At 45.1% G+C, this 22,837-nt stretch carries 21 protein-coding genes and 1 tRNA gene; 12 read left to right on the top strand and 10 right to left on the bottom strand.

All coding sequences use genetic code 11. The features are described from left to right. Positions 1-67 precede the first annotated feature (67 nt). On the bottom strand, positions 68-331 hold the full coding sequence (locus tag AC3WS5_RS06055) for a hypothetical protein (RefSeq protein ID WP_492466359.1): 264 nt from the start codon (positions 329-331) through the stop codon (positions 68-70). A 285-nt stretch (positions 332-616) separates the two neighbouring features. Between AC3WS5_RS06055 and AC3WS5_RS06050 the strand changes: the two genes are divergently transcribed. Then, positions 617-1,051, top strand: coding sequence for a pyridoxamine 5'-phosphate oxidase family protein (locus AC3WS5_RS06050; RefSeq protein ID WP_492466358.1), 435 nt, complete (start codon positions 617-619; stop codon positions 1,049-1,051). A 207-nt stretch (positions 1,052-1,258) separates the two neighbouring features. Next, entirely contained in the window at positions 1,259-1,462 is a 204-nt protein-coding gene (locus AC3WS5_RS06045; protein WP_492466357.1) for a hypothetical protein, read from the top strand. Between the two features lie 241 nt (positions 1,463-1,703). Here the strand turns inward: AC3WS5_RS06045 and AC3WS5_RS06040 are convergent, their stop codons facing one another. Continuing rightward, complete coding sequence (locus AC3WS5_RS06040) at positions 1,704-2,378, bottom strand: DUF1345 domain-containing protein (RefSeq protein WP_492466356.1); 675 nt, start codon at positions 2,376-2,378, stop codon at positions 1,704-1,706. Positions 2,379-2,690: 312 nt separating this feature from the next. On the opposite strand from AC3WS5_RS06040, the gene AC3WS5_RS06035 reads away from it, so the two are divergent. After that, positions 2,691-3,965, top strand: a complete 1,275-nt coding sequence (locus AC3WS5_RS06035) for an aminotransferase class I/II-fold pyridoxal phosphate-dependent enzyme (protein ID WP_492466355.1) — start codon at positions 2,691-2,693, stop codon at positions 3,963-3,965. Positions 3,966-4,315: 350 nt separating this feature from the next. Here AC3WS5_RS06035 and AC3WS5_RS06030 read toward each other — a convergent pair whose 3' ends face one another. Beyond that, positions 4,316-4,720 (bottom strand): hypothetical protein, encoded by a 405-nt coding sequence (locus AC3WS5_RS06030; protein ID WP_492466354.1) that lies wholly within the window; start codon positions 4,718-4,720, stop codon positions 4,316-4,318. Between the two features lie 845 nt (positions 4,721-5,565). Between AC3WS5_RS06030 and AC3WS5_RS06025 the strand changes: the two genes are divergently transcribed. After that, positions 5,566-6,153: a UbiX family flavin prenyltransferase gene (locus AC3WS5_RS06025; protein WP_492466353.1), complete on the top strand. Its 588-nt coding sequence runs from the start codon at positions 5,566-5,568 to the stop codon at positions 6,151-6,153. Here the strand turns inward: AC3WS5_RS06025 and AC3WS5_RS06020 are convergent. The 5 genes from AC3WS5_RS06020 to AC3WS5_RS06000 all read right to left on the bottom strand — a co-directional run bounded on the left by AC3WS5_RS06020 (position 6,131) and on the right by AC3WS5_RS06000 (position 11,576). Continuing rightward, entirely contained in the window at positions 6,131-7,426 is a 1,296-nt protein-coding gene (locus AC3WS5_RS06020) for an anthranilate synthase component I family protein (protein ID WP_492466352.1), read from the bottom strand. The two genes, AC3WS5_RS06025 and AC3WS5_RS06020, sit on opposite strands and share 23 nt — an antisense overlap. Before the next feature lie 11 nt (positions 7,427-7,437). Further along, complete coding sequence (locus AC3WS5_RS06015) at positions 7,438-7,863, bottom strand: hypothetical protein (RefSeq protein WP_492466351.1); 426 nt, start codon at positions 7,861-7,863, stop codon at positions 7,438-7,440. 76 nt (positions 7,864-7,939) lie between these two features. Continuing rightward, complete coding sequence (locus AC3WS5_RS06010; protein WP_492466350.1) at positions 7,940-9,202, bottom strand: adenylosuccinate synthase; 1,263 nt, start codon at positions 9,200-9,202, stop codon at positions 7,940-7,942. A 99-nt stretch (positions 9,203-9,301) separates the two neighbouring features. Further along, the gene (locus AC3WS5_RS06005) at positions 9,302-10,066 is read right to left on the bottom strand and encodes an ACT domain-containing protein (protein ID WP_492466349.1); all 765 of its coding nucleotides are present in this window, start codon (positions 10,064-10,066) and stop codon (positions 9,302-9,304) included. Next, positions 10,056-11,576 (bottom strand): RelA/SpoT family protein, encoded by a 1,521-nt coding sequence (locus AC3WS5_RS06000; RefSeq protein ID WP_492466348.1) that lies wholly within the window; start codon positions 11,574-11,576, stop codon positions 10,056-10,058. Before AC3WS5_RS06000 ends, AC3WS5_RS06005 begins: the two co-directional genes overlap by 11 nt. Positions 11,577-11,836: 260 nt before the next feature. Here AC3WS5_RS06000 and AC3WS5_RS05995 point away from each other — a divergent pair. The 6 genes from AC3WS5_RS05995 (at position 11,837) to AC3WS5_RS05970 (ending at position 16,689) form a co-directional block, all read left to right on the top strand. After that, positions 11,837-11,918, top strand: a tRNA-Leu gene (locus AC3WS5_RS05995). A gap of 130 nt (positions 11,919-12,048) precedes the next feature. After that, on the top strand, positions 12,049-13,449 hold the full coding sequence (tig, locus tag AC3WS5_RS05990) for a trigger factor (protein ID WP_492466347.1): 1,401 nt from the start codon (positions 12,049-12,051) through the stop codon (positions 13,447-13,449). A 261-nt stretch (positions 13,450-13,710) separates the two neighbouring features. Further along, positions 13,711-14,397, top strand: coding sequence for a ClpP family protease (locus AC3WS5_RS05985; RefSeq protein WP_492466346.1), 687 nt, complete (start codon positions 13,711-13,713; stop codon positions 14,395-14,397). A gap of 42 nt (positions 14,398-14,439) precedes the next feature. Continuing rightward, on the top strand, positions 14,440-15,099 hold the full coding sequence (locus tag AC3WS5_RS05980; protein ID WP_492466345.1) for a ClpP family protease: 660 nt from the start codon (positions 14,440-14,442) through the stop codon (positions 15,097-15,099). A gap of 93 nt (positions 15,100-15,192) precedes the next feature. After that, entirely contained in the window at positions 15,193-16,440 is a 1,248-nt protein-coding gene (gene clpX, locus AC3WS5_RS05975; protein WP_492466344.1) for an ATP-dependent Clp protease ATP-binding subunit ClpX, read from the top strand. 102 nt (positions 16,441-16,542) lie between these two features. Further along, entirely contained in the window at positions 16,543-16,689 is a 147-nt protein-coding gene (locus AC3WS5_RS05970) for a hypothetical protein (RefSeq protein WP_492466343.1), read from the top strand. Positions 16,690-16,793: 104 nt separating this feature from the next. On the opposite strand, the gene AC3WS5_RS05965 is transcribed toward AC3WS5_RS05970, so the two are convergent. Beyond that, positions 16,794-18,431 (bottom strand): ABC transporter substrate-binding protein, encoded by a 1,638-nt coding sequence (locus AC3WS5_RS05965; RefSeq protein ID WP_492466342.1) that lies wholly within the window; start codon positions 18,429-18,431, stop codon positions 16,794-16,796. A gap of 47 nt (positions 18,432-18,478) precedes the next feature. Between AC3WS5_RS05965 and AC3WS5_RS05960 the strand changes: the two genes are divergently transcribed. Both AC3WS5_RS05960 and AC3WS5_RS05955 read left to right on the top strand, forming a co-directional pair. After that, positions 18,479-20,149 (top strand): M1 family metallopeptidase, encoded by a 1,671-nt coding sequence (locus AC3WS5_RS05960; protein ID WP_492466341.1) that lies wholly within the window; start codon positions 18,479-18,481, stop codon positions 20,147-20,149. Between the two features lie 60 nt (positions 20,150-20,209). After that, positions 20,210-21,721: a lipopolysaccharide biosynthesis protein gene (locus tag AC3WS5_RS05955; protein ID WP_492466340.1), complete on the top strand. Its 1,512-nt coding sequence runs from the start codon at positions 20,210-20,212 to the stop codon at positions 21,719-21,721. A gap of 13 nt (positions 21,722-21,734) precedes the next feature. Here the strand turns inward: AC3WS5_RS05955 and AC3WS5_RS05950 are convergent, their stop codons facing one another. Beyond that, a complete protein-coding gene (locus AC3WS5_RS05950; RefSeq protein ID WP_492466339.1) occupies positions 21,735-22,487 on the bottom strand; it encodes a C40 family peptidase in 753 nt (250 codons plus the stop codon). Positions 22,488-22,837: the final 350 nt, after the last annotated feature.

Below are 22,837 nucleotides of genomic sequence, written 5' to 3'. Positions count from 1 at the left end.
GAGATACTGCTATATCTCAACTCGCTTTAATCGCTGAACTTTCTTAAACAACCGGTAAGGGGACGCGTCAGAGTCGATCCTCGGTCAGTACTTCATTGGATTTTTTCCTTCGATGGTGAAAAATCAAGGAATAAATCAGGATCAGGACGTACAGGGAACCCACAACCCAGCCAAATGATTCCAAAGATGAAATGAACAGGCTATTCGGGTGCGTACTGATAACAGGCGGTGAACTAGAAACAGCGCGCCCTGACAGGTTCATTACGCTGATCCCAAAAAAGAAAAAGATCACACAAAGGGTTCCTAACCCGGCTAACAGTCTTTTTTTCATAGTTGTTATTTGAGGGATATTGCTCAATCTCCGCAAAAAAACCAGAGGAAAACCAACAGGAATATGGAACTCAATCTACTCGTTTGTGAACTCAGTCTACTCGTTTACTTTAGTATTTCTGCAGGTTATAATACGCAATGGTCCCTTTATTACAGTTTAAAGTGGTTACGCCGCAAAATTAAGATCAAAAAATGAATTTCCAATGTTTTTTTTCAAATGCCACGGGAAAGTTTCATCTAACAGAATCCTGAATTGTGATAACTTTGCTTATCAAAACGCTATTTTATGCCAGAAATTCTGAATTTGAACGGGAAGGAAGCTATTGAGAAACTAAGGATGGTTGCTGAGAATATAAAAGTCTGCATGTTTTGCACCAAACTGGAGGAGCAGCCTTTTGCAACCCGGCCGATGCTGATTCAGGAGATAGACGATCAGGGCGATATCTGGTTTCTGAGCTCCGATGTCAGTGATAAGAATGTTGATGTAAAAATGGATGACAAGGTACAGTTGCTGTTCTCGAACCACAAAGCAAACCAGTATCTTACCGTGTATGGTAGTGCCTATGTGTACAATGACCGTAAGATTATCGAGAACAAAGCCGCCCATTCTGTTAAAGCCTGGATTCCGAAGGGTACTGAAGATCCTTTTATCGCGCTGATCCGGATCATCCCTGAAAAGACGTTCTATTGGGATGCAAAATTGGGCCATCTGGTAATCTGAGCAATTCGCTTCATTTTTTTCCTGAGAATCAGTGAAAGGAGATCGTCCTTTCAGAAAGTTTTTTTCCTGACAGGGCAACAAAAAGCTCTCCCAACAAATGGATCTGATACGCCGACCTGAAATATCAGCGGAGGACGAATACTTATCACACAATTTGTATAAAGAAAAGCAGGTGCCCGTTAGTGACCCTTGTTACTGCTGCTGCGTATGAAAGTTATAAGTATCAGGACCAACATAGATCCGCCTACGACCCATACCCAGGGCGACGCGATGAATTTCCCGGAGTTGTTTTTGAAAGAATTGTCCATTTCTGAGAGACTATCCTGGGCCCTCGCAACTATCGTTAATAAGTTTGTGAGAATAAAAAGACTGAGGGGCAACCAGATTTTCAGTCTTCGTTTTATCCAATGATCTCTTTTTATGTTTTTCATTCGTTTACCCATGATTCAATGCTACTTTTCTTTCATCTCCCCGCGCAGCTTTATCTTCTTTCCGTCTGAAGTTTTTAGTCACCCTGAACTTTGATTAGTTCAAAGCAACTCGTCTCAGACTGCTTTCTTGTTGGGATATGCCGCAAATTTTTTGCCAATCTTTGCGCAGATCTATCGATTCTGATGAATGAAAAACCATGGCTACCGGGAACCGCCGGCCATTAGTTTGTAAGGCCCGCAATGATATTGATGGTCAGCGCTACAACAAAAGTGTTGAGAGCAAATGACAGCACGCTATGTGCCAGTACCAGCCTGCGAAAATCGCGGTGGGTAATCTCTACATCGGCAACCTGAAAAGTACAGCCGATCCCAAAAGAGAAGTAAGCAAAATCCAGGTAATCGGGTTCTTCGCGGCCCGGGAAACGTAGCCCCGCGCCTTTGACCAGTGCCAAATAATAGATATGTGCATAATGAAAAGTAAACAAAGTATGAACCAGGGTCCACGAGAGCATCATCGCAAGAATGGCGGCTGATACTGCCAGGAAACGTCCTGCTCCATGATCTTTTCCGGACATGATTAGCAATAAAACGGCAAACATACACGCGAACGACGCCACCAGGATCATGGTGAAAACATATATTTTGCTGCCATCCTCGCGAGCAGCAGTTTTCTTAATTTCCGCTACCTGCATGGAGTTAATAACGATCCAGCATACCACCAGGTAAGTGACGGAAAAGCCCAGCCAGGCGACCAGCAGCTTTAACAACAAAGAAAGACCTGCTGGCAGCAGGTAAAATATGACAACAGCGGCAACAAAGGCGATGATGAACCGGTGAACAGGCCTCAAACGTTGAAAAAATTGAATATGAACATTGATTGTTTCCGGGTCGGACATCGGTATATGGATTAGTTTTCTAAAGGTAGGAAATTCACACCGAAGCGATTGTTTTCTGACATGCATACACCAGACATTTTCCGGGTTGCCAGGGCGGCGTTAACCGTATATTGCCTTAGGCCCGATCATCTGGAATAGTCATCACCATCGAACGTAAAGCGCAGAACAGATAAAGATACGAAATATATAGATACGTGAATCAGATAGACTCAACTACGCTACACCTTGTGGTTAAAATGGAAAAAATCCGTGAATTCCGTCATGGATCGTATCTTTGCAGGTGATTTTAACTAACATGCAGAAAATCATTTTATGGCAGATATATTTGACCGACTTTTAAAAAATTATGGGCCGATAGGCCAGCACCGTGACCGTGCACACGGGTATTTTGCCTTTCCGAAACTGGAAGGAGAAATTGGCAGCAGAATGAAATTCAGAGGTAACGACGTAATTGTATGGAGCCTGAATAACTACCTGGGGCTTGCCAATCATCCAGAGGTAAGAAAGGCCGATGCCGACGCTGCCGCGCAATATGGACTCGCACTGCCGATGGGCGCCAGGATGATGAGCGGTAACAGCAATTTGCACGAACAACTGGAGGCCGAGCTGGCCGAATTTGAAGGTAAAGAAGATGTAGCCCTGCTGAATTATGGCTACCAGGGTATGGTGAGTATTATTGATGTTTTATGCAGCCGTCACGATGTGATCGTTTATGATGCTGAAAGCCACGCCTGCATTATTGATGGCCTCCGGCTTCACCCCGGTCATCGTTATGTATATAAACATAACGATATGGAAGATTTTGAAAAGCAAATTGAGCGTGCTGCTTCATTGATCGAGCGGCAGAAGTCAGGCGGCATCCTGGTTATCACCGAAGGTGTGTTTGGTATGGCCGGGGACCAGGGCAAACTAAAGGAGATCGTGGCATTGAAAGATAAGTACAGCTTCAGGTTGCTGGTGGATGATGCACATGGTTTCGGGACCCTCGGAAAGACTGGCGCGGGCGCCGGCGAAGAACAGGGTGTTCAGGACAAAATTGACTTGTACTTTTCTACGTTTGCAAAATCGATGGCATCCATCGGTGCTTTTGTAGCGGGTGACCATAAGATTGTTGATTATATACGATATAATATCAGGAGCCAGATTTTTGCAAAGAGTCTTCCTATGCCTTTGGTTATTGGTAATCTAAAAAGACTTGAATTACTGAAGACACAACCGGAATTAAGAAGTAAGCTTTGGGAAAATGCGCGGAAACTGCAACAGGGCCTGAAGGAAAGAGGTTTTGATATCGGTACCACCAACTCCGTAGTTACTCCGGTATATATGAAGGGTGGTGTTGAAGAAGCAACTGCAATGGTTATGGATCTGCGGGAAAATTACAGAGTCTTCTGCTCCATTGTGGTATATCCTGTAATTCCAAAAGGACATATAATCTACCGGCTGATCCCGACGGCTTCTCATACCGATGAAGATATTCAGGCTACACTGGAAGCCTTTACTGCCGTTAAGAGAAAACTTGACAAGGGTGAATATAAAGTAGCAGAGATCCCCGATATGGCCGAAAAGCACGAGAAGGTCGCGAGCTGAAGAGAGACTTTAGACGCCATATATTAGATTTTATACATATATAGGAATATTGTGTATACTATTGGTTGAGGCGATTAAATAATTTTAAGAATTCGTGGAGTATGTCTTCCAAGGTTTGGATGGCATACTCTATTTTTTTTGGAATTGGGAACATACACTTATAAGAAACATTCTTAATTCGTAATCGAACATTCGTCATTGAATAAAGACAAGCCGGAACCCCAGACTAATTTGACTTAACGACTTTCAGATCACAATGGGAGCTGCATCCTTAGCAACAATTCCTTACCCCCCGAAAACCAAAAAGCCCCGCACTGCGGAGCCTTTGAAGATCATGGTTTACTAGCCGATTATTTCACCTTTGTCACATCAACCTGATCGAAAATCTTTTTCGATTTGCTGATGCTGTACACATCTACTACACTACCCTTAGCATTGCTCACTTCAAAGGTCAGATTGTAAGCCTCCAGGGGCATATCAGCGAACTGATAATTACGAACGATGTTTGTACCCTGTAACTTCTCACGGTACAACACGCTGCCATCGCCATCCCTGACAGATACAAAATAAGTAGTATTTGCATCATTTTTCAGAGCCAGCCTGTACACGGGACGATCATTTACGTCGCCTACATACTTCAATTCAGCGGGTTGATCATGACTGTCATTTGCCAAAACCTGGGTGGTTACGCCTGTTGAAAACAGCGCAGCCAAAACCATTGCGCCAATCTTCGTGTTCAACATTACTTTTTTCATAGTCTTCATTTTTGTTTTTTAATTAATATTTGCCTCTTTGTTTTGTCGATTTAATACCTTTATGTCTAGTTGATTTGATATCTTTTCTTAATTCATCCGGTCTCATTTTTCTTCCCGGCCTTCTGGGTTTTTGTCTGCCCGTAGTTTACTCCTGGGCTGGTTGATTTCGCATTAACACCACAAAATTGCACCCAAAAATCCTTGTTTCAAAACCAAGTTCATCGCAGTTCCGGGGTCTTTAAAACAGGATATACATATGTATACTATTGATTATAAGGCATTTACAAAAGTTCCAGGTATCATGGCCAAAGCAATTTGTTAAATTAAGATAAACTAGCAAAACTCACTGATTCACACCTTAAAAGCATCCTACAATCTCGGATTTAGCCGTTTTATGAGTGACGGGTCCCAAAGTTTTCACAAACAAAAATCCCCAACACTTGAGGTGATGGGGACTTCATCAAAAACCATTAACCATTAAACCTTATCCTATGAAAATTCTAATACAAAAATAAATAAATAAATGTTAAATGCCAAGAAAAATTTTCTCAATCCCCCAAAATTCACATTTCTTTAGAAAATAAAGGGCGTTTTTAATCGCCTTCCCACCGCTATTTCCTATTTTTAATCGGTTAAAGTATTATTATACAGACCGGTACGCCTCCCCCCGGCTTAGTTTCAGATAGCCTGTAGTAAAGAGCTGGTTTCAGCGGATTTCCGCCTAACTTCGGTCAGCAGACCAGCCCACCACTAAGTAGGCCCAACTGCCACAAAGCAGGCTGCCTGCCGGCTTACCCGCCGAAGGTAGGCAGGTATGTGACCATTGAAAACATTAATATCAACACATGAACAAAAAAATTTTGATCACAATCACAGGTGCGAGCGGTTCAATTTATGCGAATAGGCTGATACTTAGTCTGCTGCAGGTCAGAACCCAATGGAGAGAACTCGCAGTAGTTGTCACCGACAACGCCCGTGAAGTATGGCGGGTGGAAATGGGGACCGATTTCCCTGATTTCAACAATATTTCTTATTACGACAAAAATGATTTTTCAGCCCCTTTTGCTTCCGGCAGCGGACAGTTTGGCACCATGATCATTGTTCCCTGTTCCATGGGAACTCTTGGCCGGATTGCCGGAGGGCTTTCCAATGACCTGATCTCCAGGTCGGCCGATGTAATCCTAAAAGAAAGGAGAAAACTGATCTGCGTGGTCCGGGAAACTCCTTACAACCTGATCCAGATCAGGAATATGGAAACCATTACATTAGCCGGAGGCATCATCTGCCCTGCTACACCTTCCTTTTATAGCAAACCGGCAACACTGGAAGAAGCTGCCGATACCGTCGTACACCGTGTATTAGATCTGGCAGGCTTTGATATTAAAACTTTTCGTTGGGGGCAGGAACACATCAATCCGGAAAACCCAGGATAGACCGGATCGCGGAGGCTTTTACCAGGCACTCCTCCCATTCCTTTTCTGCATCGCTATAAATAGTAATGCCGGAACCCGCCTGAAATGACAGGTACCCGTTGGCTGAATTATACATCAGACTTCTGATCACCACATTGAAATCGAAATCACCGGCAGGATCCAGGTAGCCAACGGCCCCGGAGAACAATCCCCGCTTCGCCATTTCGTACCGGTCAATTAATTCCATCACCCTGCGCTTTGGCGCTCCGGTCATGGAGCCCATGGGAAATGTGGCGTGTATAATTTCTGAAAACTGAATACCGTCCGCGAGCTCACCGCTCACCGTGGAAATCATCTGGTGCACCTGCGGGAAACTGTAAATACCAAACAACTCGTCCACCTTCACGGTGCCCTCACTGCAGACCTGCGAAAGATCGTTCCTGACCAGATCTACGACCATCACATTTTCGGACCGGTCCTTAACACTGGAACTGAGCTTCTCCCTTTCCTTTTCTTCTCCCGCCCCCCCATGTTGCTCACGGGGCAGCGTACCTTTGATAGGCTGACTAATAAGTCGATTCTCTTTTTTTTGCAGAAATCTTTCAGGGCTCGCGCAAAGCAGCCACTTATCCCCTACCCTGTAAAACCCCGAAAAAGGATTCGGTGATACCTGGGTCAGTTTCCTGAAAAGCGTAAAGGGATCTATCCGGACTTCATCAGCAAAGAATTCTACGCAAAAATTGATTTCGTAACAATCTCCCCGATGCAGGTGACCCTGTAGCTTCCGAATAATTTCCAGATAGCGGTCTTTGGTTATTCCGCTCCGGATTTCCGCCTGGAGACGATCTCCCTCCACCGAATGCCTGCGAATGCTGAGTTCAATTTCATGGAAGATTTCCTGCGGATTCTCCGCGTGAATAGTCAGTTCATTTCCCCGTAGCTCCAGCACAATTTCAGGTTCAAAAAAATACAGATCCGGGAAACCAAGTGGATCAGGTCGGGACCGCCCGGGACACCTGTCCCTGGTGTGCAATTCGTAACCTAAATGACCAAACAACCAGCCATAACCTTTATCAAGCAGTTCCTGAAAACCGTCCAATGCATCCTGAGCCGACGACTCAAAAAATCTTTTGCAACCGGCTCCGACCAACAGGTCGTAGTTCGCTTCCCTCGACTCATAGCTGTTACTGTCTAAAAAGCAAAAAGTGTTGAACTTCTCCAGCCAATTCAACACCTTAGTTTTTATGTCTTCTGTATTCAGCAGGGAAAAGCTATGATGCCTTTTACTAAACAACTGTGGAATGGTTAAAAATCGTCCTCATCTTCTCCAAATTCAGCATCGTCATCTCCAAAGAAATCAAACTCGTCGTCTACTTTGAATTCATCAACTTCTTCGTCATCAGACTTATTGCCTTTTGAAGCTTTGCTCTTTGATTTCGGCATGTCAAATTCTTCAAAGTCCTTATCCCAATCTTCTTCTTCCTCTACTTTTTCCCATTCATCTTCCACTTCGTCCAGATCCTCATCACTATCTTCCTCTACATCATATCTAGATTTTTTTGAAACTGATTTACCGCTTTTTTTTATATCGGGATCATCATCCAAAATATCATCTCCCTGCGCGTCAGATTCATTCAGCTCAGAATTCGCTTCAGATGGTATTGGCTCTTCCTTTTCACCGGATTCACGGGCCTTATTCGTTGGTGTTTTTGATTTATTCGATTTTGCCATGATCTAATAAATTTGACTGTAAATTTTATCCTTAGTTTTTAAAACACCAAATATATAATTATATTTTCTCAAAAAATTAAACCGTTATTATCTGCTCCCGCTCGGGGCCGTTTGAAATATATTTTACGTTCACATTCAGATACTTACCGATAAAATTGATATAAGTTTTCATTTTTTCCGGCAGCTCGTCAAAAGTCCTGGTAGCGCTGGTTGGTGCATACCACCCTTCAAATTCCTGATACTGCGGTATATAGTCTTTCTGATCCAGGCGAAGTGGTATCTCATCGATCTTCTGGCCATCGTGTTCGTATGCCACGCATACTTCCAGACGTTCAAAATGATCGAGTACATCTGCTTTAGTCATAACAATCTGCGTCACACCATTTATCATACACGCGTAACGCAAAGCCACCAGATCAATCCATCCGCATCTTCTTGGTCTCCCTGTTGTAGCGCCGTATTCTGCACCGATATCACGAAGTCGTTGCCCGTCTTCATTCTCCAGTTCTGTAGGGAATGGCCCGCTGCCCACGCGTGTACAATAGGCTTTGGTAATGCCGATCACTTCTCCCACATACCTTGGTGCCACACCCAGTCCGCTGCATACGCCTGCAGAAATTGTATTGGAAGAAGTTACAAACGGAAACGTCCCAAAATCAATATCGAGCATGCTTCCCTGCGCGCCTTCAGCTAATATTTTCTTTCCCTGCGCTAACTGTTTATTAATAAAATATTCACCTTTTACTATATTCAACTCTCGCAGAAACGCAATGGCTTCCCGAAATTCCTGTTCATCTGCCTGCATGTCTTCATGGAATCCATACCCATCGAGGATGGCCCGATGTTTATTTTTTAGCTTTTCATAAGCGTCCTGAAAATCCGGTGATAGTATATCTCCAACGCGCAGTGCATTCCTTCCCGTCTTATCCATGTAAGCCGGCCCAATACCCTTTAGGGTTGAACCGATCTTCTCTTTTCCTTTTGCGATTTCAGATGCCTTATCCAGTGCGCGGTGCGTAGGAACGATCAGGTTGGTTCTTTCTGAAATAAAGAGATTTTTTTTCAGGTCTACGCCGAAGGATGAAACTTTATCACATTCTTTTTTCAGCGATACCGGGTCGAGCACAACGCCGTTGCCGATCAGGTTGAGGGTATTTGGATAAAAAATACCGGAAGGGATCTGGTGAAGTACTAATTTCTGTCCGTCTCTGTAGAGGGTATGTCCTGCGTTTGGTCCGCCCTGGAAACGTGCGACTACATCATAGTTTCTGGCAAAATAATCAACAATTTTCCCCTTGCCTTCATCACCCCATTGCAGTCCGAGAATTACATCTATCATTTTTGTTTGTTGTCTGTGGTTTTGCTGCAAAAGTAGGCCTACGGCGGCATGAAAACAATTCTAATTAGTTGGGGTGAAGCGTGGGGATCCCCGATCGCTTCAACCGGTACTCTGCGCACCGGCACTCGGGACATCTTCAGCATCATACCGGTCAACCGCCTCAATGCCATCGATTTTTTTCAGGCTGTTGACGAGGTTATCCAGTTCCTCTTTATCATGTACAAACACTTTAATGTTTCCCTCAAAAAGACCATCACTGGCTTCAATAGTGAGGGCCGATATATTTATTTTGAGATCCGATGAGATCAGGCTGGTGATTTTGCTGACGATACCCACATCATCAAGACCCACGATCCGGATACCGGTGAGGAAAGATATTTCCTTATTCTTAGCCCATTTTGTCTTTACGATCCGGTGCCCGTAATTAGCCAGCAGCCTGGGAGCGTTCGGACAATTAGTCCGGTGAATCGTCAACCCTTTTCCTGTGGTAATAAATCCAAACACATCATCACCGGGAATAGGTTTGCAACAATTCGCCAGCGTGTACATGATCTGATCGCCGCGCTCTCCGAAAATAATCAGTTCCCCATCATGAGGCTTCGCAGGCGCTGTCTGGGCACTGTGGCTTTCGATCCGGTTCTCATTCACGACTTTTACCGGCTTCGGCAGCTCAATCCTGTCGCCAATTACTTTAAACTCTTTCAGCTCCTTAAGGTCAATGTTTTTGACGGCGATCTGGTAGAAAAGATCGAGGTTGGAATTGAGTTTATAATAGTGTACCAGTTCATCAATATTATATTGCTGCATGGCGGCGCCAATGCCTTCAAGTTTCCGTTGCAGTGTGTACTTACCCTCATCGGCCACTTTCTTTTTTTTCTTCCTTCAGCGCGTCCTTCACCTTGGCTTTAGCTTTGGCCGTCACCACAAAGCTCAGCCAGTCCTCAGAAGGCGTCTGCTTATTACTGGTGAGGATCTCCACCTGGTCCCCCGTTTTCAGCTTATAACTAATGGGCACCAGTTTGTGGTTTACTTTGGCTCCGATGGTTTTCGACCCCACTGCGGTGTGAATGGAAAAAGCGAAATCGAGCGCAGTACTTCCCACTGGTAACATTTTAATATCACCTCTTGGTGTATATACGAAGATCTCGTCTGCCAGGAAACTGGTTTTAAAATCCTGCAGGAAATTAACACTGTCGGCATCCTGATGATACAGCGCCTCCCTGATCTGCTGAAACCATTTGTCGAATCGGTTTTCAGAATGAGCACCTTCTTTGTATTTCCAGTGAGCAGCCAGACCTTTCTCGGCAATTTCATTCATCCTCCGGGTACGGATCTGTACTTCCACCCATTTACCCCTGGGACCCATCACTGTCGTATGCAATGCTTCATAACCATTGGCTTTCGGGTTGCTTACCCAGTCGCGCAACCTTTCGATAGAGGGGGTATATTCATCCGTGATCAGCGAATAAACCTTCCAACACTCCTCTTTTTCCTTTTCGGGCGGAGAGTCCAGGATAATCCGGATTGCGAACAGATCGTACACTTCTTCAAAACCTACTTCCTTTTTTTTCATCTTATTCCAGATGGAATGGATGTTTTTGGAACGCCCCTGGATTTCAAATTTGAAATGATTTTTCTCCAGTTTTTCACGGATTGGTTTGATGAACTCATTGATATACCGGGTCCGATCGCGCTTGGTCTCAGCGAGCTTCCGGGCAATTTCCCGGTACATTTCAGGCTCCAGGTACTTCATCGCCAGGTCTTCCAGCTCTGTTTTGATATTATAAAGTCCCAGCCTGTGCGCCAGCGGTGCGAAAACATACACGGTCTCCGAGGAAATTTTTAATTGATTCTCCCGTTTCATGCTCTCCAGGGTACGCATGTTGTTGAGTCTGTCGGCCAGCTTGATCAGGATCACCCGGGGGTCATCTGTCAGCGTCAGCAGAATTTTCCTGAAATTTTCCGCCTGTTTGGAGGCGTTGACATCCATCACATTAGAAATCTTGGTGAGTCCGTCAACGATCTTGGCGATCTCAGACCCGAATTCGCGTTCCACATCCTGTAGGGTAATATCAGTATCCTCAACCGTGTCGTGCAAAAGGGCTGCTACGGTAGACCGGACCCCCAGCCCGATTTCTTCCACGCAGATCTTTGCCACGGCAATTGGATGCAGAATATAAGGTTCGCCGCTTTTTCTGCGCATCGTGCGGTGTGCTTCGGCTGCCGTTTCAAAAGCATGACGCAAAATCTCTTTGTCACCCGGCTTGATTTTATCCTTCAGCACCCTCAGCAGGGAACGATATTCCCTGATAATCAGTTTCTTCTCCTGCTCTTCATCCAGACTATATTTAGGTTTTTGCTCTATTGTTTTCATTACGTTCTCCCGGTCTCTTCACATTAAGACGATTCCTTCAGCTCTAAAGGCAATATACAAGTGTTAACAAACCTTTATAATTAAAAGGAATTTTCTGTCAGCGATACCCTAAAATTACGATTTTTTTCGTTTTTTGCATCGAACTCTGCCCAAAGAACAGATAATCCGCTAAAAATAGGCGATTTTATCAATTTTACCACTACCTTTGCAGCCCTGTTTTAATTCCTGCCGGAACATTATTTTTCGGGTTCGGGAATTACCCGGATGTGGTGGAATTGGTAGACACGTCAGACTTAGGATCTGATGCCGCAAGGTGTGGGGGTTCGAGTCCCTTCATCCGGACAGTATCGTTAACGCGTTTGAGGTAAAGCATTTGAACTGAGGAAGATGTCCTGGTTTCTATCGGAATATTTCGACCAATTCAAATCTGACTGAAACTTCAAACCTGGCGCTTCAAACCTTAATTTTTTTTATGGCTACAATTACCAAAGAAAATCTCGGCCTTTTACATGAAAAAATCAGTGTGAACCTGGCAAAAGAAGATTATATGCCCTCGTTTGAAAAATCACTCAGGGATTACAGCAAAAAAGCGAATATTCCTGGCTTCCGCCCGGGTAAAGTGCCAGCGGGGATGATCAAAAAAATGTACGGCCCTTCACTGTTCACCGACGAGATACTTCGCTCTGTCGACCGCGAACTGTTCAACTACCTGGATTCCGAGAAACTGGAGCACCTGGGACAACCTCTGCCGATGGACAAAAGCCTGGCAGAATTTGATGTAAACAATCCCGGAGAGTACCGTTTTGAATTTGAGATTGGGCTGAGACCCGAATTCGAGCTCCCCGATCCGGAAAAAGCGCACATAACCAGTTATCAGGTTGAAATTACCGACGACATGGTCAATGAGGAAGTGAGCAGGCTGCAAAACAGGTTTGGTAACGTGGTTGACCGTGATATCATCGATAACGATGAAAACGTACTTAATGTAGTTTTTAAGGAATTAGATGAAACAGGTGCAGAAAAAGAAGAAGGCATTGTGAAAGACAACTCACTACTCCTGAAATATTTTACCGGGCAAGCGAAAAAAGATCTGGAAGGAAAGAAAACAGGTGATAGCATCCAGTTTAAACTGGGAGACGCTTTTGAAGACAAAGAATTCGAATTTGTAGCGGGTGATCTGGGTCTGGATAAGGAGGACGCTGCGTCGCGCGAAAAGACTTTTAGGCTGGACATTACCAAAGTGGGCCTATTGGAAAAAAGAGAGCTAAAAGAAGATTTTTTTGAGCAATTATTCCCTGGAGAATCAGTAACGATAGAAGAGGAATTCAGAAACAAGGTGCGGGAGCAAATTGGAAAACAATGGCAGGCTGAAAGCCGTAATCAGATCCACGATCAGATCTTCCATGAACTGGTTGATCATACCACCGTTGAGTTTCCGGAAGCATTCCTGCTGAAATGGCTGGCTTCACAGAACCAGGGTAAAGAGGGTGGACCGGCTCCAAAAACCGAAGAGCAGCTCAAAGAGGAAATGCCCGACTTTTTGAAGCAAATGAAATGGAATATGATCCAGGAGAAAATCCTCAGGGAAAACGGACTTGAAGTGACCCCTGACGAAATAGCCGATTTTGCCAGGCAGCAATTAGTGGGATACCTGGGCACCAATGACCCTGAAACCCTGAATCAGCCATGGGTTAATGACTACGTGACCCGGATGATGAAGGACCGGAGATTCGTGGAAGATACCGTCTTCCGCCTCAATACCGAAAAAGTGCTGGCTTGGGCTGAAACTAAAGTGAAGCCTGTTGAGAAACCCATCAGCCAGGAAGATTTCACGAAGATGGTGAGTGAACACCATCACCACCACCACCATTAGCCTTGGAATGACCGAATGCTATTCAGTCACCAAAATTATATTGATCCGCCTCCCGGCGGATTTTTTTTGCAGGCTTTAGAGGCCCTGCTTCGCCGTCAAAATCAGGACCTGCGCGCCCGTTTTTGTTCAGGTTGAGGTCATTGCGCCTTGGATTTTATGCCAAGTTGACAAAATTTCATGCTATTTTGTAAATGGAAAGATATTTGAGTATTTTTAGCTGGCTTTCACATTTATTAATTAGGCATTCAGAATTTTAGTATTATGAGTTTTAAATCAGAATTTGAAAAATACGCGGTTAAAGAAAGAGGGTTATCCAGCAATACCCTTGACAGTTATAACCGTTACATGGTAACGAGTCTAACGCCGAACATCATTGAGGAGCGGCCGATGAATGTGGCCGTGATGGACGTTTACAGCCGCCTGATGATGGACCGGATCATTTTTTTGGGCTACCCCATCAATGACGAAGTAGCTAATATTGTCACTGCCCAGTTACTTTTCCTGGACAGTACTGATCGCACACGCGATATCAACATGTATATCAACAGCCCCGGTGGCAGTGTGTACGCTGGTCTGGGCCTGTATGATACGATGCAATATGTTACTCCTAATGTAGCTACAATTTGTACAGGCATGGCAGCTTCTATGGCCTGTGTACTGCTGACTGCCGGCACTAAAGGAAAACGTGCGGCATTAAAACATGCACGGATCATGATGCATCAGCCAAGTGGCGCCATTGGCGGTCAGGCTAGCGATATTGAAATTACTGTCAATGAGATCCGCAAGCTTAAGAACGACCTGTACCAGATCGTTCATGATCATTCGGGCAAACCCATCGAACAAATTGAAGCGGATTTTCAACGCGACCATTGGATGACAGGTCCCGAAGCCCGGGAATATGGTTTGATTGATGAAGTACTGTTGATCAATCCTAAAAAGCAGAAATAAAGGCACAGCAAGCAGATTAACCCAACCTTTAAAAACAAAAACATGATCATATCGAATCAATACAATAACTGGAAACGACCGCTCGGACCACTTTTCGACGATGAGGATGAACCCGAGCCCCAGGCGGATGAAAAAGACAAACGTGATGAACTGCAGATGTTTAATAAACGTCTGGAGAAATTATTTTTTGAGAACAGGGCTGTCTATCTCTGGGGCGTTGTTGACGACAAAAGCGCCAGGGAGATAACCACCAAGTTACTGCTGCTGGACGCTGATCAATCCGGTAAAGAAATCAAATTTTATATAAACAGTCCCGGTGGTGTGGTGACCAGTGGCATGGTGATTTACGATACGATGCAAATGATCAAAAGTCCGGTGAGCACCATTTGTATGGGGCTGGCAGCATCGATGGGGAGCATCTTGCTGAGCGGCGGTAAGAAGGGAAAACGTCTCATCTATCCGCACGGAGAAGTGATGATCCATCAGCCTTCACTCGGGGGTTATATTCGCGGGGTGAGTAGTGACCTGGAGATCCAGGCCAGGCAAACCCAAAGGGTAAAAGCAATCGGAGCAAAGATCCTGGCCGAAAACTGCGGCAAAAAAGTTGAGGAGATCATGCATGACTTCGACCGGGATTACTGGATGAATGCTGAAGAAGCGATTGAATATGGCATCGTGGACCAGGTGATTAATAAACTGTAAGACAAACGCCCATTTTACCATTCCGTTAAGGGAAAAAGTGCAGGGATTGGCCCTGTTTATATAACTTTGCAATCAGTAACTATTTAAGAATTTATGCCGGGAACCGTATTACATTGTTCGTTTTGTGGACGCAGCAGGGATGAAGTAGAAATACTGATCGCCGGCCAGGATGGCCATATCTGTGAGAATTGTGTGGAGCATGCTCAGGAGATCATCAACCAGGAATTACACCAAAAGTCGAATAGCGGCGCGGCCACTTCTTTTTCACTGAATATCAAAAAGCCGATAGAGATCAAATCTTTTCTGGACGATTATGTCATTGGGCAGCATGACGCCAAGAAAGTGTTGGCTGTTGCCGTCTATAATCACTACAAAAGACTCAAACAAAAGAGTAAGGAAATTGAAGGATATAATGATATTGATATCGAAAAAAGCAATATCATTATGGTTGGTGAAACCGGAACAGGTAAAACGCTCCTGGCACGAAGCATAGCAAGGATGCTGAATGTCCCGTTTGCTATCGTAGATGCAACCGTTTTCACCGAAGCAGGTTATGTGGGCGAAGACGTAGAAAGTATCCTGACCCGTCTCCTGCAGGTTTGCAATTATAATATTGAAGCGGCAGAAAGGGGGATCGTTTACATTGATGAAATTGATAAAATTGCCCGGAAGAGCGATAATCCAAGCATTACCCGAGATGTCAGTGGCGAAGGTGTGCAACAGGGATTGCTAAAATTACTGGAAGGTACCGATGTGCTGGTTCCGCCGCAGGGAGGCAGAAAGCACCCCGATCAGAAACTAATTAAGATAAATACAAATAATATTTTATTCATCTGTGGAGGCGCTTTTGATGGTGTCGATAAACTCATTGCCCGGCGAGTTCAGACCAATACCATTGGTTTCAACGTGGACAAAGACCAGCAGGACGACATGAAAAAGAACCTGCTCAAATATGTCAATGCACAGGATTTGAGAAGTTTCGGCCTTATTCCGGAACTGCTGGGTCGCCTGCCTGTGGTTACTCATCTCGACCCACTGGATGCGGACGCCTTGCGCGATATTCTTACCAAACCGAAGAACGCGCTGATGAAACAATACCGGAAACTGTTTGAGCTGGAAGGTATTGAACTGAAGGTTGAAGAAGACGTGTATGACTTCATGGTAGAAAAAGCAGTTGAATACAAGCTTGGTGCACGCGGACTCCGGTCGATCGCAGAAAGTATCCTGACGGATGCTATGTTTGAACTTCCCTCTTCCTCAGAGACCACCTTCACCCTTACAAAAGACTACGCGCAGCGCAAGTTCGACAAGAGCAAGATGGGCCTGGTAAAAGCAGCCTGATGAAAGAGCCCGCAGTATGAACTTCAGCAAGCCGTTTTCGGAGTCTGTTTTTATTTACATCCCTAATTCCATTTTTCTATACACCCAAAAACTTCAGATCTCATGACCGAGTTATTAGACAAACTTGTGGCCGAAGCCGGCCTGACGGAAGAACAGGCTAAAAAAGCTATTGAGACCATCAAATCCTTTGTGGTGGAGAAATTTCCGATGCTCGAAGGAGCAGTCCAAAATATTTTCGGAAAGAGTTAATTTTTCCCCGGGCTGTATTGTCCAGCCCTTTTATATTTATATATCTAAAGTCCCCGCCCGTACCGAGCGGTACGTTCGGGCGGGTAATAACTAGTATCCATATACTAGTTTCTCGTCCTCCTCAGTTCCAGCAAATTCAGGGCATTGGGTTCAAAACCACGGACGTTGGGTTGCACCAGCCGGATCACCTTATCGTACCAAAGCGGCACCACTGGCGCATCCCGGATGACCATTTGATCCGCCTTGCGATACAGTTCATAACGAACCGAATCGTTGGTCTCCGCAATAGCCCGCTCAAACAATTGGTCAAATTCAGGATTTTTATAACGTGTGTAATTGGGCGGGGCCGGATTTTTAGAGTAGAATACCGACAGATAATTTTCTGCATCCGGATAGTCAGCAATCCATCCTCCCCGAAACAGGGCGGCCCTCGAACTGGCTGTCATTTCAAATAACAAAGATTTCTGTACCACCTCAACACGCATCGGAATGCCAATTTCCGATAATTGCCGTGCGATAAAATTCCCAAAATCTGCATACACCGAAACGGTCAGTAGTACCAGCGGAGGCAGTCCCTGCCCATCAGGAAATCCAGCTTCTTTCAGCAATTGCAGTGCCTTCGCAGGATCATAGGTATAGCCTCTCACAAGTGTATCATTGAACCCCGGCATCCCCTTCGGGATGAAACCGGACTCCGCAGGCGTCGACAACGAATTCCGCAGGTACAGGATCATTTTGCGGCGATCGAATCCGTAATTGATAGCCTGCCGGATTTTTCTAAGCCTCAATGGTGAATTTTTCACAAGAGGATTAGCCGTATCCATCAAAATACCGATGTACTCAATATTCAGGTAGGGGTGCGTCTGTAATACCACCCTTCCCTCCCACTCGCGGCGCAGAACGCCTCGCTTGGTAAGCATTTCATCTTTAAAACTGGGGTCCAGCTCATTGATGAAATCCAGTTGCTTTTGTCTGAACAATAGGAACTCCGTTGCCCGGCTGTCGAAAAAACTGACCTTGATCCCGTCAAGATAAGGCAACCGGTTCCCCGCGCTGTCCCTCTCGAAGTAGTGGTCGTTTCGTGTAAGAATAAGTGCCTGTCCTTCTTCCCAGGCTGTAAACCGGAAAGGACCGGTACCCACTGGGTGCCGCCTGAAATCAGCACCGTATTTTCTCACCGCTTCAGGCGCCACTACAGAACAATACTGCATCGATAAAATCCCCAGAATGGGCTGGTAAGGCCGGAGCAGTTTGAGCTGAAAAGTGGTGTCGTCCACCGCTGTGAAAGGCTGCAGGGTGTCTACCTTCCCGTTAAAAATCCAGGCGCCGGGACTGGCTACGGCAGGGTCAAGGATACGGCTCAGGCTATACACCACATCGGAGGCTACCATCTTCCTGCCCCGGCCATTTGGAAATGAAGGGTCGGAATGAAAATATACATCCCCGCGCAAGTGAAAAGTGTAGGTCAATTTATCTTCTGAAACGGACCAGGCTTTAGCCAGACCAGGCCTGATATTCAGCTTTTCATCAATCTCCACGAGCGTATTAAACAGTTGATGCGCGGGCCAGATGGTAGACTGGTTCTTGGCAAATGCGGGATCCAGGGAAGCTATTCCGGTGTATTCATTGTACCGGAATATCCTTTTATCTTTATCCTGCCTAACGCCGCAAGCAGGCACAAGGACGACAAGGACTGAAAAAAGCAAAAAATCGAAAAAATATTGAACCCGATATTTCATCATCAAACTTTAAATTTACAAACTGGTGCAAAATGCATCAAACAGGCATTATGAGATCATTCTTCCGGCTTTTACCATTCTTTTTTGTGATTTCTGCATTCACGGGTATAACCTTGAATGCCCAGTCACCACGTGGTGAAAAAACATTTACCAGGCAGGATACACTGAGAGGGAGTATCGGACCCGGACGTGATTGGTGGGACGTCACCCGGTATGATCTGAACATTGATGTAAATATCCAAAAAAAATTCTTACGCGGATATACCGATATCTCTTTTAGCGTAACCAGATTCCCGAAAGACCCGGTTATGCAAATAGATCTTCAGCACCCGATGGAAATTGATTCAGTTCATTTGATCGCTTCAGGGAGGGGAAAAGCTATTCCGTTTGAGAGAGATGGAAATGTCTACTGGCTTAAAATACCTTCGATACCCGCAAACAAACCAGATCAGCGAATCAGGGTATATTTTAAAGGCAACCCAAAACCGGCTGTGAATGCACCCTGGAACGGCGGATGGGTATGGACCCGGGATTCGCTTGGGCGCCCCTGGGCCACTGTCGCCTGCGAGGGACTTGGGGCCAGTGTCTGGTATCCCTGCAAGGACCATCAGAGTGATAAGCCCGATAAAGGGGCAAGCCTTACCATTACGGCGCCGGACAACCTTACAGCCGTTGGTAACGGCCGCCTGAGAAATAAAACAGACAATCACGATGGTACGATGACCTGGAGATGGGAAGTTGAAAACCCCATAAACACTTACCTGATCGTCCCGTACATCGGTAAATATGTAAATTTTTCTGATACATTGAAAGGGGTGCGCGGGAAACTCGACCTGAATTACTGGGTGCTCGATTACAATCTGGCAAAAGCAAAAAAACATTTTGAGGTGGTCAAACCCATGCTGCATTGCTTTGAAGGATGGCTGGGACCATACCCATTTTATGAAGATGGATACAAGCTGGTCGATGCTCCTTACCTGGGCATGGAACATCAAAGTGCAGTGGCTTATGGCAACAAATATCTGAACGGATACCTGGGTACCGACAGAAGTGGAAGCGGATGGGGTATGGACTGGGATTTCATCATTGTACATGAAAGTGCCCATGAATGGTTTGGCAACAGCATCACCGCCGCCGATGCTGCAGATATGTGGATCCAGGAAAGCTTCACGACTTATGCCGAGACCCTTTTTGTGCAGTGCCGCCATGGCCTGAAGGCAGCAGAAGAATATGTCCGCGGTCAACGAAAGAATATCACCAATCGGATACCCCTAACCGGGCCGTACGGGGTAAACAAAGATGGTGGCGATATTTATGACAAGGGCGCCAATTTCATTCACATCCTTCGTCAGTTAATGAATAACGACGTACTCTTCAGAGATATACTAAAGGGATTAAACCGGACTTTCTATCACCGCTCAGTAAACGCGGCCGATATAGAAGGATATATCCTCAAAAGATCAGGCAGGAACCTTGGGAAAGTTTTTGAACAGTATCTTCGCACTACGCAAATCCCTGTGTTGGAATATAAGCAGGAAGGCCGCGTGATCTGGTACCGCTGGACGGGATGCGTTGAGGGTTTCGACATGCCGGTAAAATGCAGGAACGGTCGTTGGATCCACCCAACCGGCGTATTTAAAAAGATGATATTAAAAGATGCAGGAGCTGAATTCCCCGGTATAGATCCCAATTTTTATATCAACGTAAAGAAAACCGGATAACCTGGTTCAACAGACAACGGCACCTGAAGGAAACACGAAAATCGGTGGCCGGATTACAATATGAGTAAAACCATCAGGCGACATAGTATTATTTCTTCCATCGTGATCTACTCAGGATTTGCAGTTGGTTTACTGAATACCTATTTTTTCACCAAAGAGGGACTTTTCTCACCTGAAGAATACGGGTTAACAAGCGTGTTTATTGCTGTTTCGTTGCTGTTAGCGTCGCTCTCTACCATGGCCATGCCCTCTTATATCTACAAATTCTACCCTTACTACAAAGCACACCTCGACCCGGAACACAATGATATGCTTACCCTAGCCCTGGTGACCGGTATTGCAGGTTTTGCACTGGTTACTTTTTTCGGCATAACCTTCGAGAGCCTGGTGGTAAGAAAATACAGCGCTAACTCCCGGCTGTTTGTAAACTATTACTACTGGGTTTATCCCCTGGCCTTTGGATACAGCATCTTCAATATCCTGGAAGCATGGGCCTGGAGTTTGCACAAATCTATCCTAACCAATTTTCTAAAAGAGGTTCAATGGCGACTATTAACCACCATTCTCATCGTCCTGTTTATTTTGGGAATCATTCCGAATTTCGACCTTTTCATAAAACTGTATGCATTCACCTACCCCGGAATTGCCATCACCTTATTACTCTATTTGGTTTTCACGGGGCAGGCAAAGTTTACTTTCCGCATCAGTAAAGTCACTAAACGTTTTTTTGGCCTGATCCGGCGCTTTTGCGGTTTCGTTTACAGCGCGGGTGTTGTATTCACCCTCTCCCAGATCTTTGATCAGATGGTCATCCTATCGGTGTTGAAAAACGGGCTGGCGAAGGGAGCCATTTTTGGGTTTGCTCAACTACTAACCGGAGTCATTCAGGCGCCGCAACGAGGCATAACCGCAGCAGCTATCCCCCACCTGTCCCAGGCCTGGAAAGACAAGAAGCTGGATGCCATCCGGACTATCTACCAGCGCTCGTCTATCAATCTCCTGATCTTTGCCTGCTTTATTTTCCTCCTGATTGCCCTGAATTACAAGCAAGCCATTACCGGTTTTGGGATCAACAGCGTCTACCTGGAAGGATTTTCCGCCTTTTTACTCCTGGGTATAACACGGGTAATAGATCTTGGAACCGGCGTAAACAGAGAAATCATAGGTACGTCTAACTTTTGGAAGTTTGAACTTGGAAGCGGACTTATCCTGCTGGTCTTCATGCTTCCCCTGAACTATTTACTGACCAAACAGTTTGACATTATGGGGCCGGCCATCGCAAACCTGATTTCAATCACCATATACAATGCCATCCGGATTGGTTTTCTTTGGAAAAAATTCAGGCTGTTTCCCTTTACAAAAAAATCTCTGCACACCGTGTTGCTGGCAGCTCTCGTGTCTGCCGTCACCTGGATATTATTTGATAAAATGATGGGGATACCAGGAATGGTGATCAGAAGCTCTTTTGTAGTGGTAGTGTTTTGGGCAGGTGTGTACTTTCTGAAACTTACGCCCGATCTTGCTCCGGTATTGAAAACCCTCACAAACAAACTTGGATTCAGAAAAAATTAATGGGAAGGAAAAATTAATTCGCACTATCCTGGTCAATCGCCACGTGTTCAATCCTTCCGGCGCCAATGTAGCGCGACTTATAATAAGTCTCGGCGAGGTCGCTGATGCAAACACCCCGGCCAACTGAAGAATGCACAAACTTATTATTTTTTAGATAAACTCCTACATGGGAAACTCCTCCCCGGGTGTTGAAAAACACAAGATCCCCTTCAGTTAGTTCAGAAACCGGAATGCGCTTGCTACTGTAGTACTGCTGCCTGGCCGTCCTGGGCAGATCGGTTTCAAATGCCGATTCGAACAACTTCATCGTGAAAGCGCTGCAATCAATTCCCCTTTTGCCGGTGCCACCGTAACGGTAGCGGGTGCCATACCAGTAATCGATACTTCTCAGCAAGGTGGAATTAGACAGAAGTACAGGCACAATATTCAGTAAAGCAGCATATTTGATTTGCAGGTTCGAAGCTTGAAAATCAGAAAAATCCTTAATCTCTTTTAGCTCCAGCTTGTTTGTCTGAAGATTTGCAACGTTCCCGGATTTCATGGTTTTTGTCATCTGAGTAATCCGGTTTCCCTCTTTGGAATGCTGTCCTGCAACCGTCATCAACCCCAAATCAAGATCCTCAGATACCTTCGGACCATGCACGGTTCCCCTGGTTCCCTCATTTCCCGAACGAAAATTAAAAAACTGATTTGTTATTTTAGCTGTACCCGAGCAACTTGCTAGTAAAACCAAAGACAATGCACTGTACACGTATAATTTCAGCATAAGTCAGATTCTTTTTCCAGATTACCGCGATTCCCATGTGTTGCGGTAAAGTCACATAATTCCATAAACGGGTATTTGGAAATAATATTGCCCGATTTAAAGAATTTTTTCTACTACTGTATATAGCTGACTGATATATAGTCACTTATAAAAAATGTGATTTTTGTCAGTTTCTACGTTTTTCATTTTGGGCATGATAGAATTCGGGAATCTCAAATACAATCCTGGCGTTTAGCCGCGACTTTTTCTAACTGATTCAAAACCAGCCTTTCCATACTCCTGACCCCAGTGGTGGATAATATTTCAATAGTCAGACCGGCTTCAAGTCGGAATTTTTGCTCAAATTAGCA

Source organism: Niabella sp. CPT15-335-S11 (genome assembly GCF_058792415.1).
This window is presented reverse-complemented; position numbering and strand designations above follow the sequence as displayed.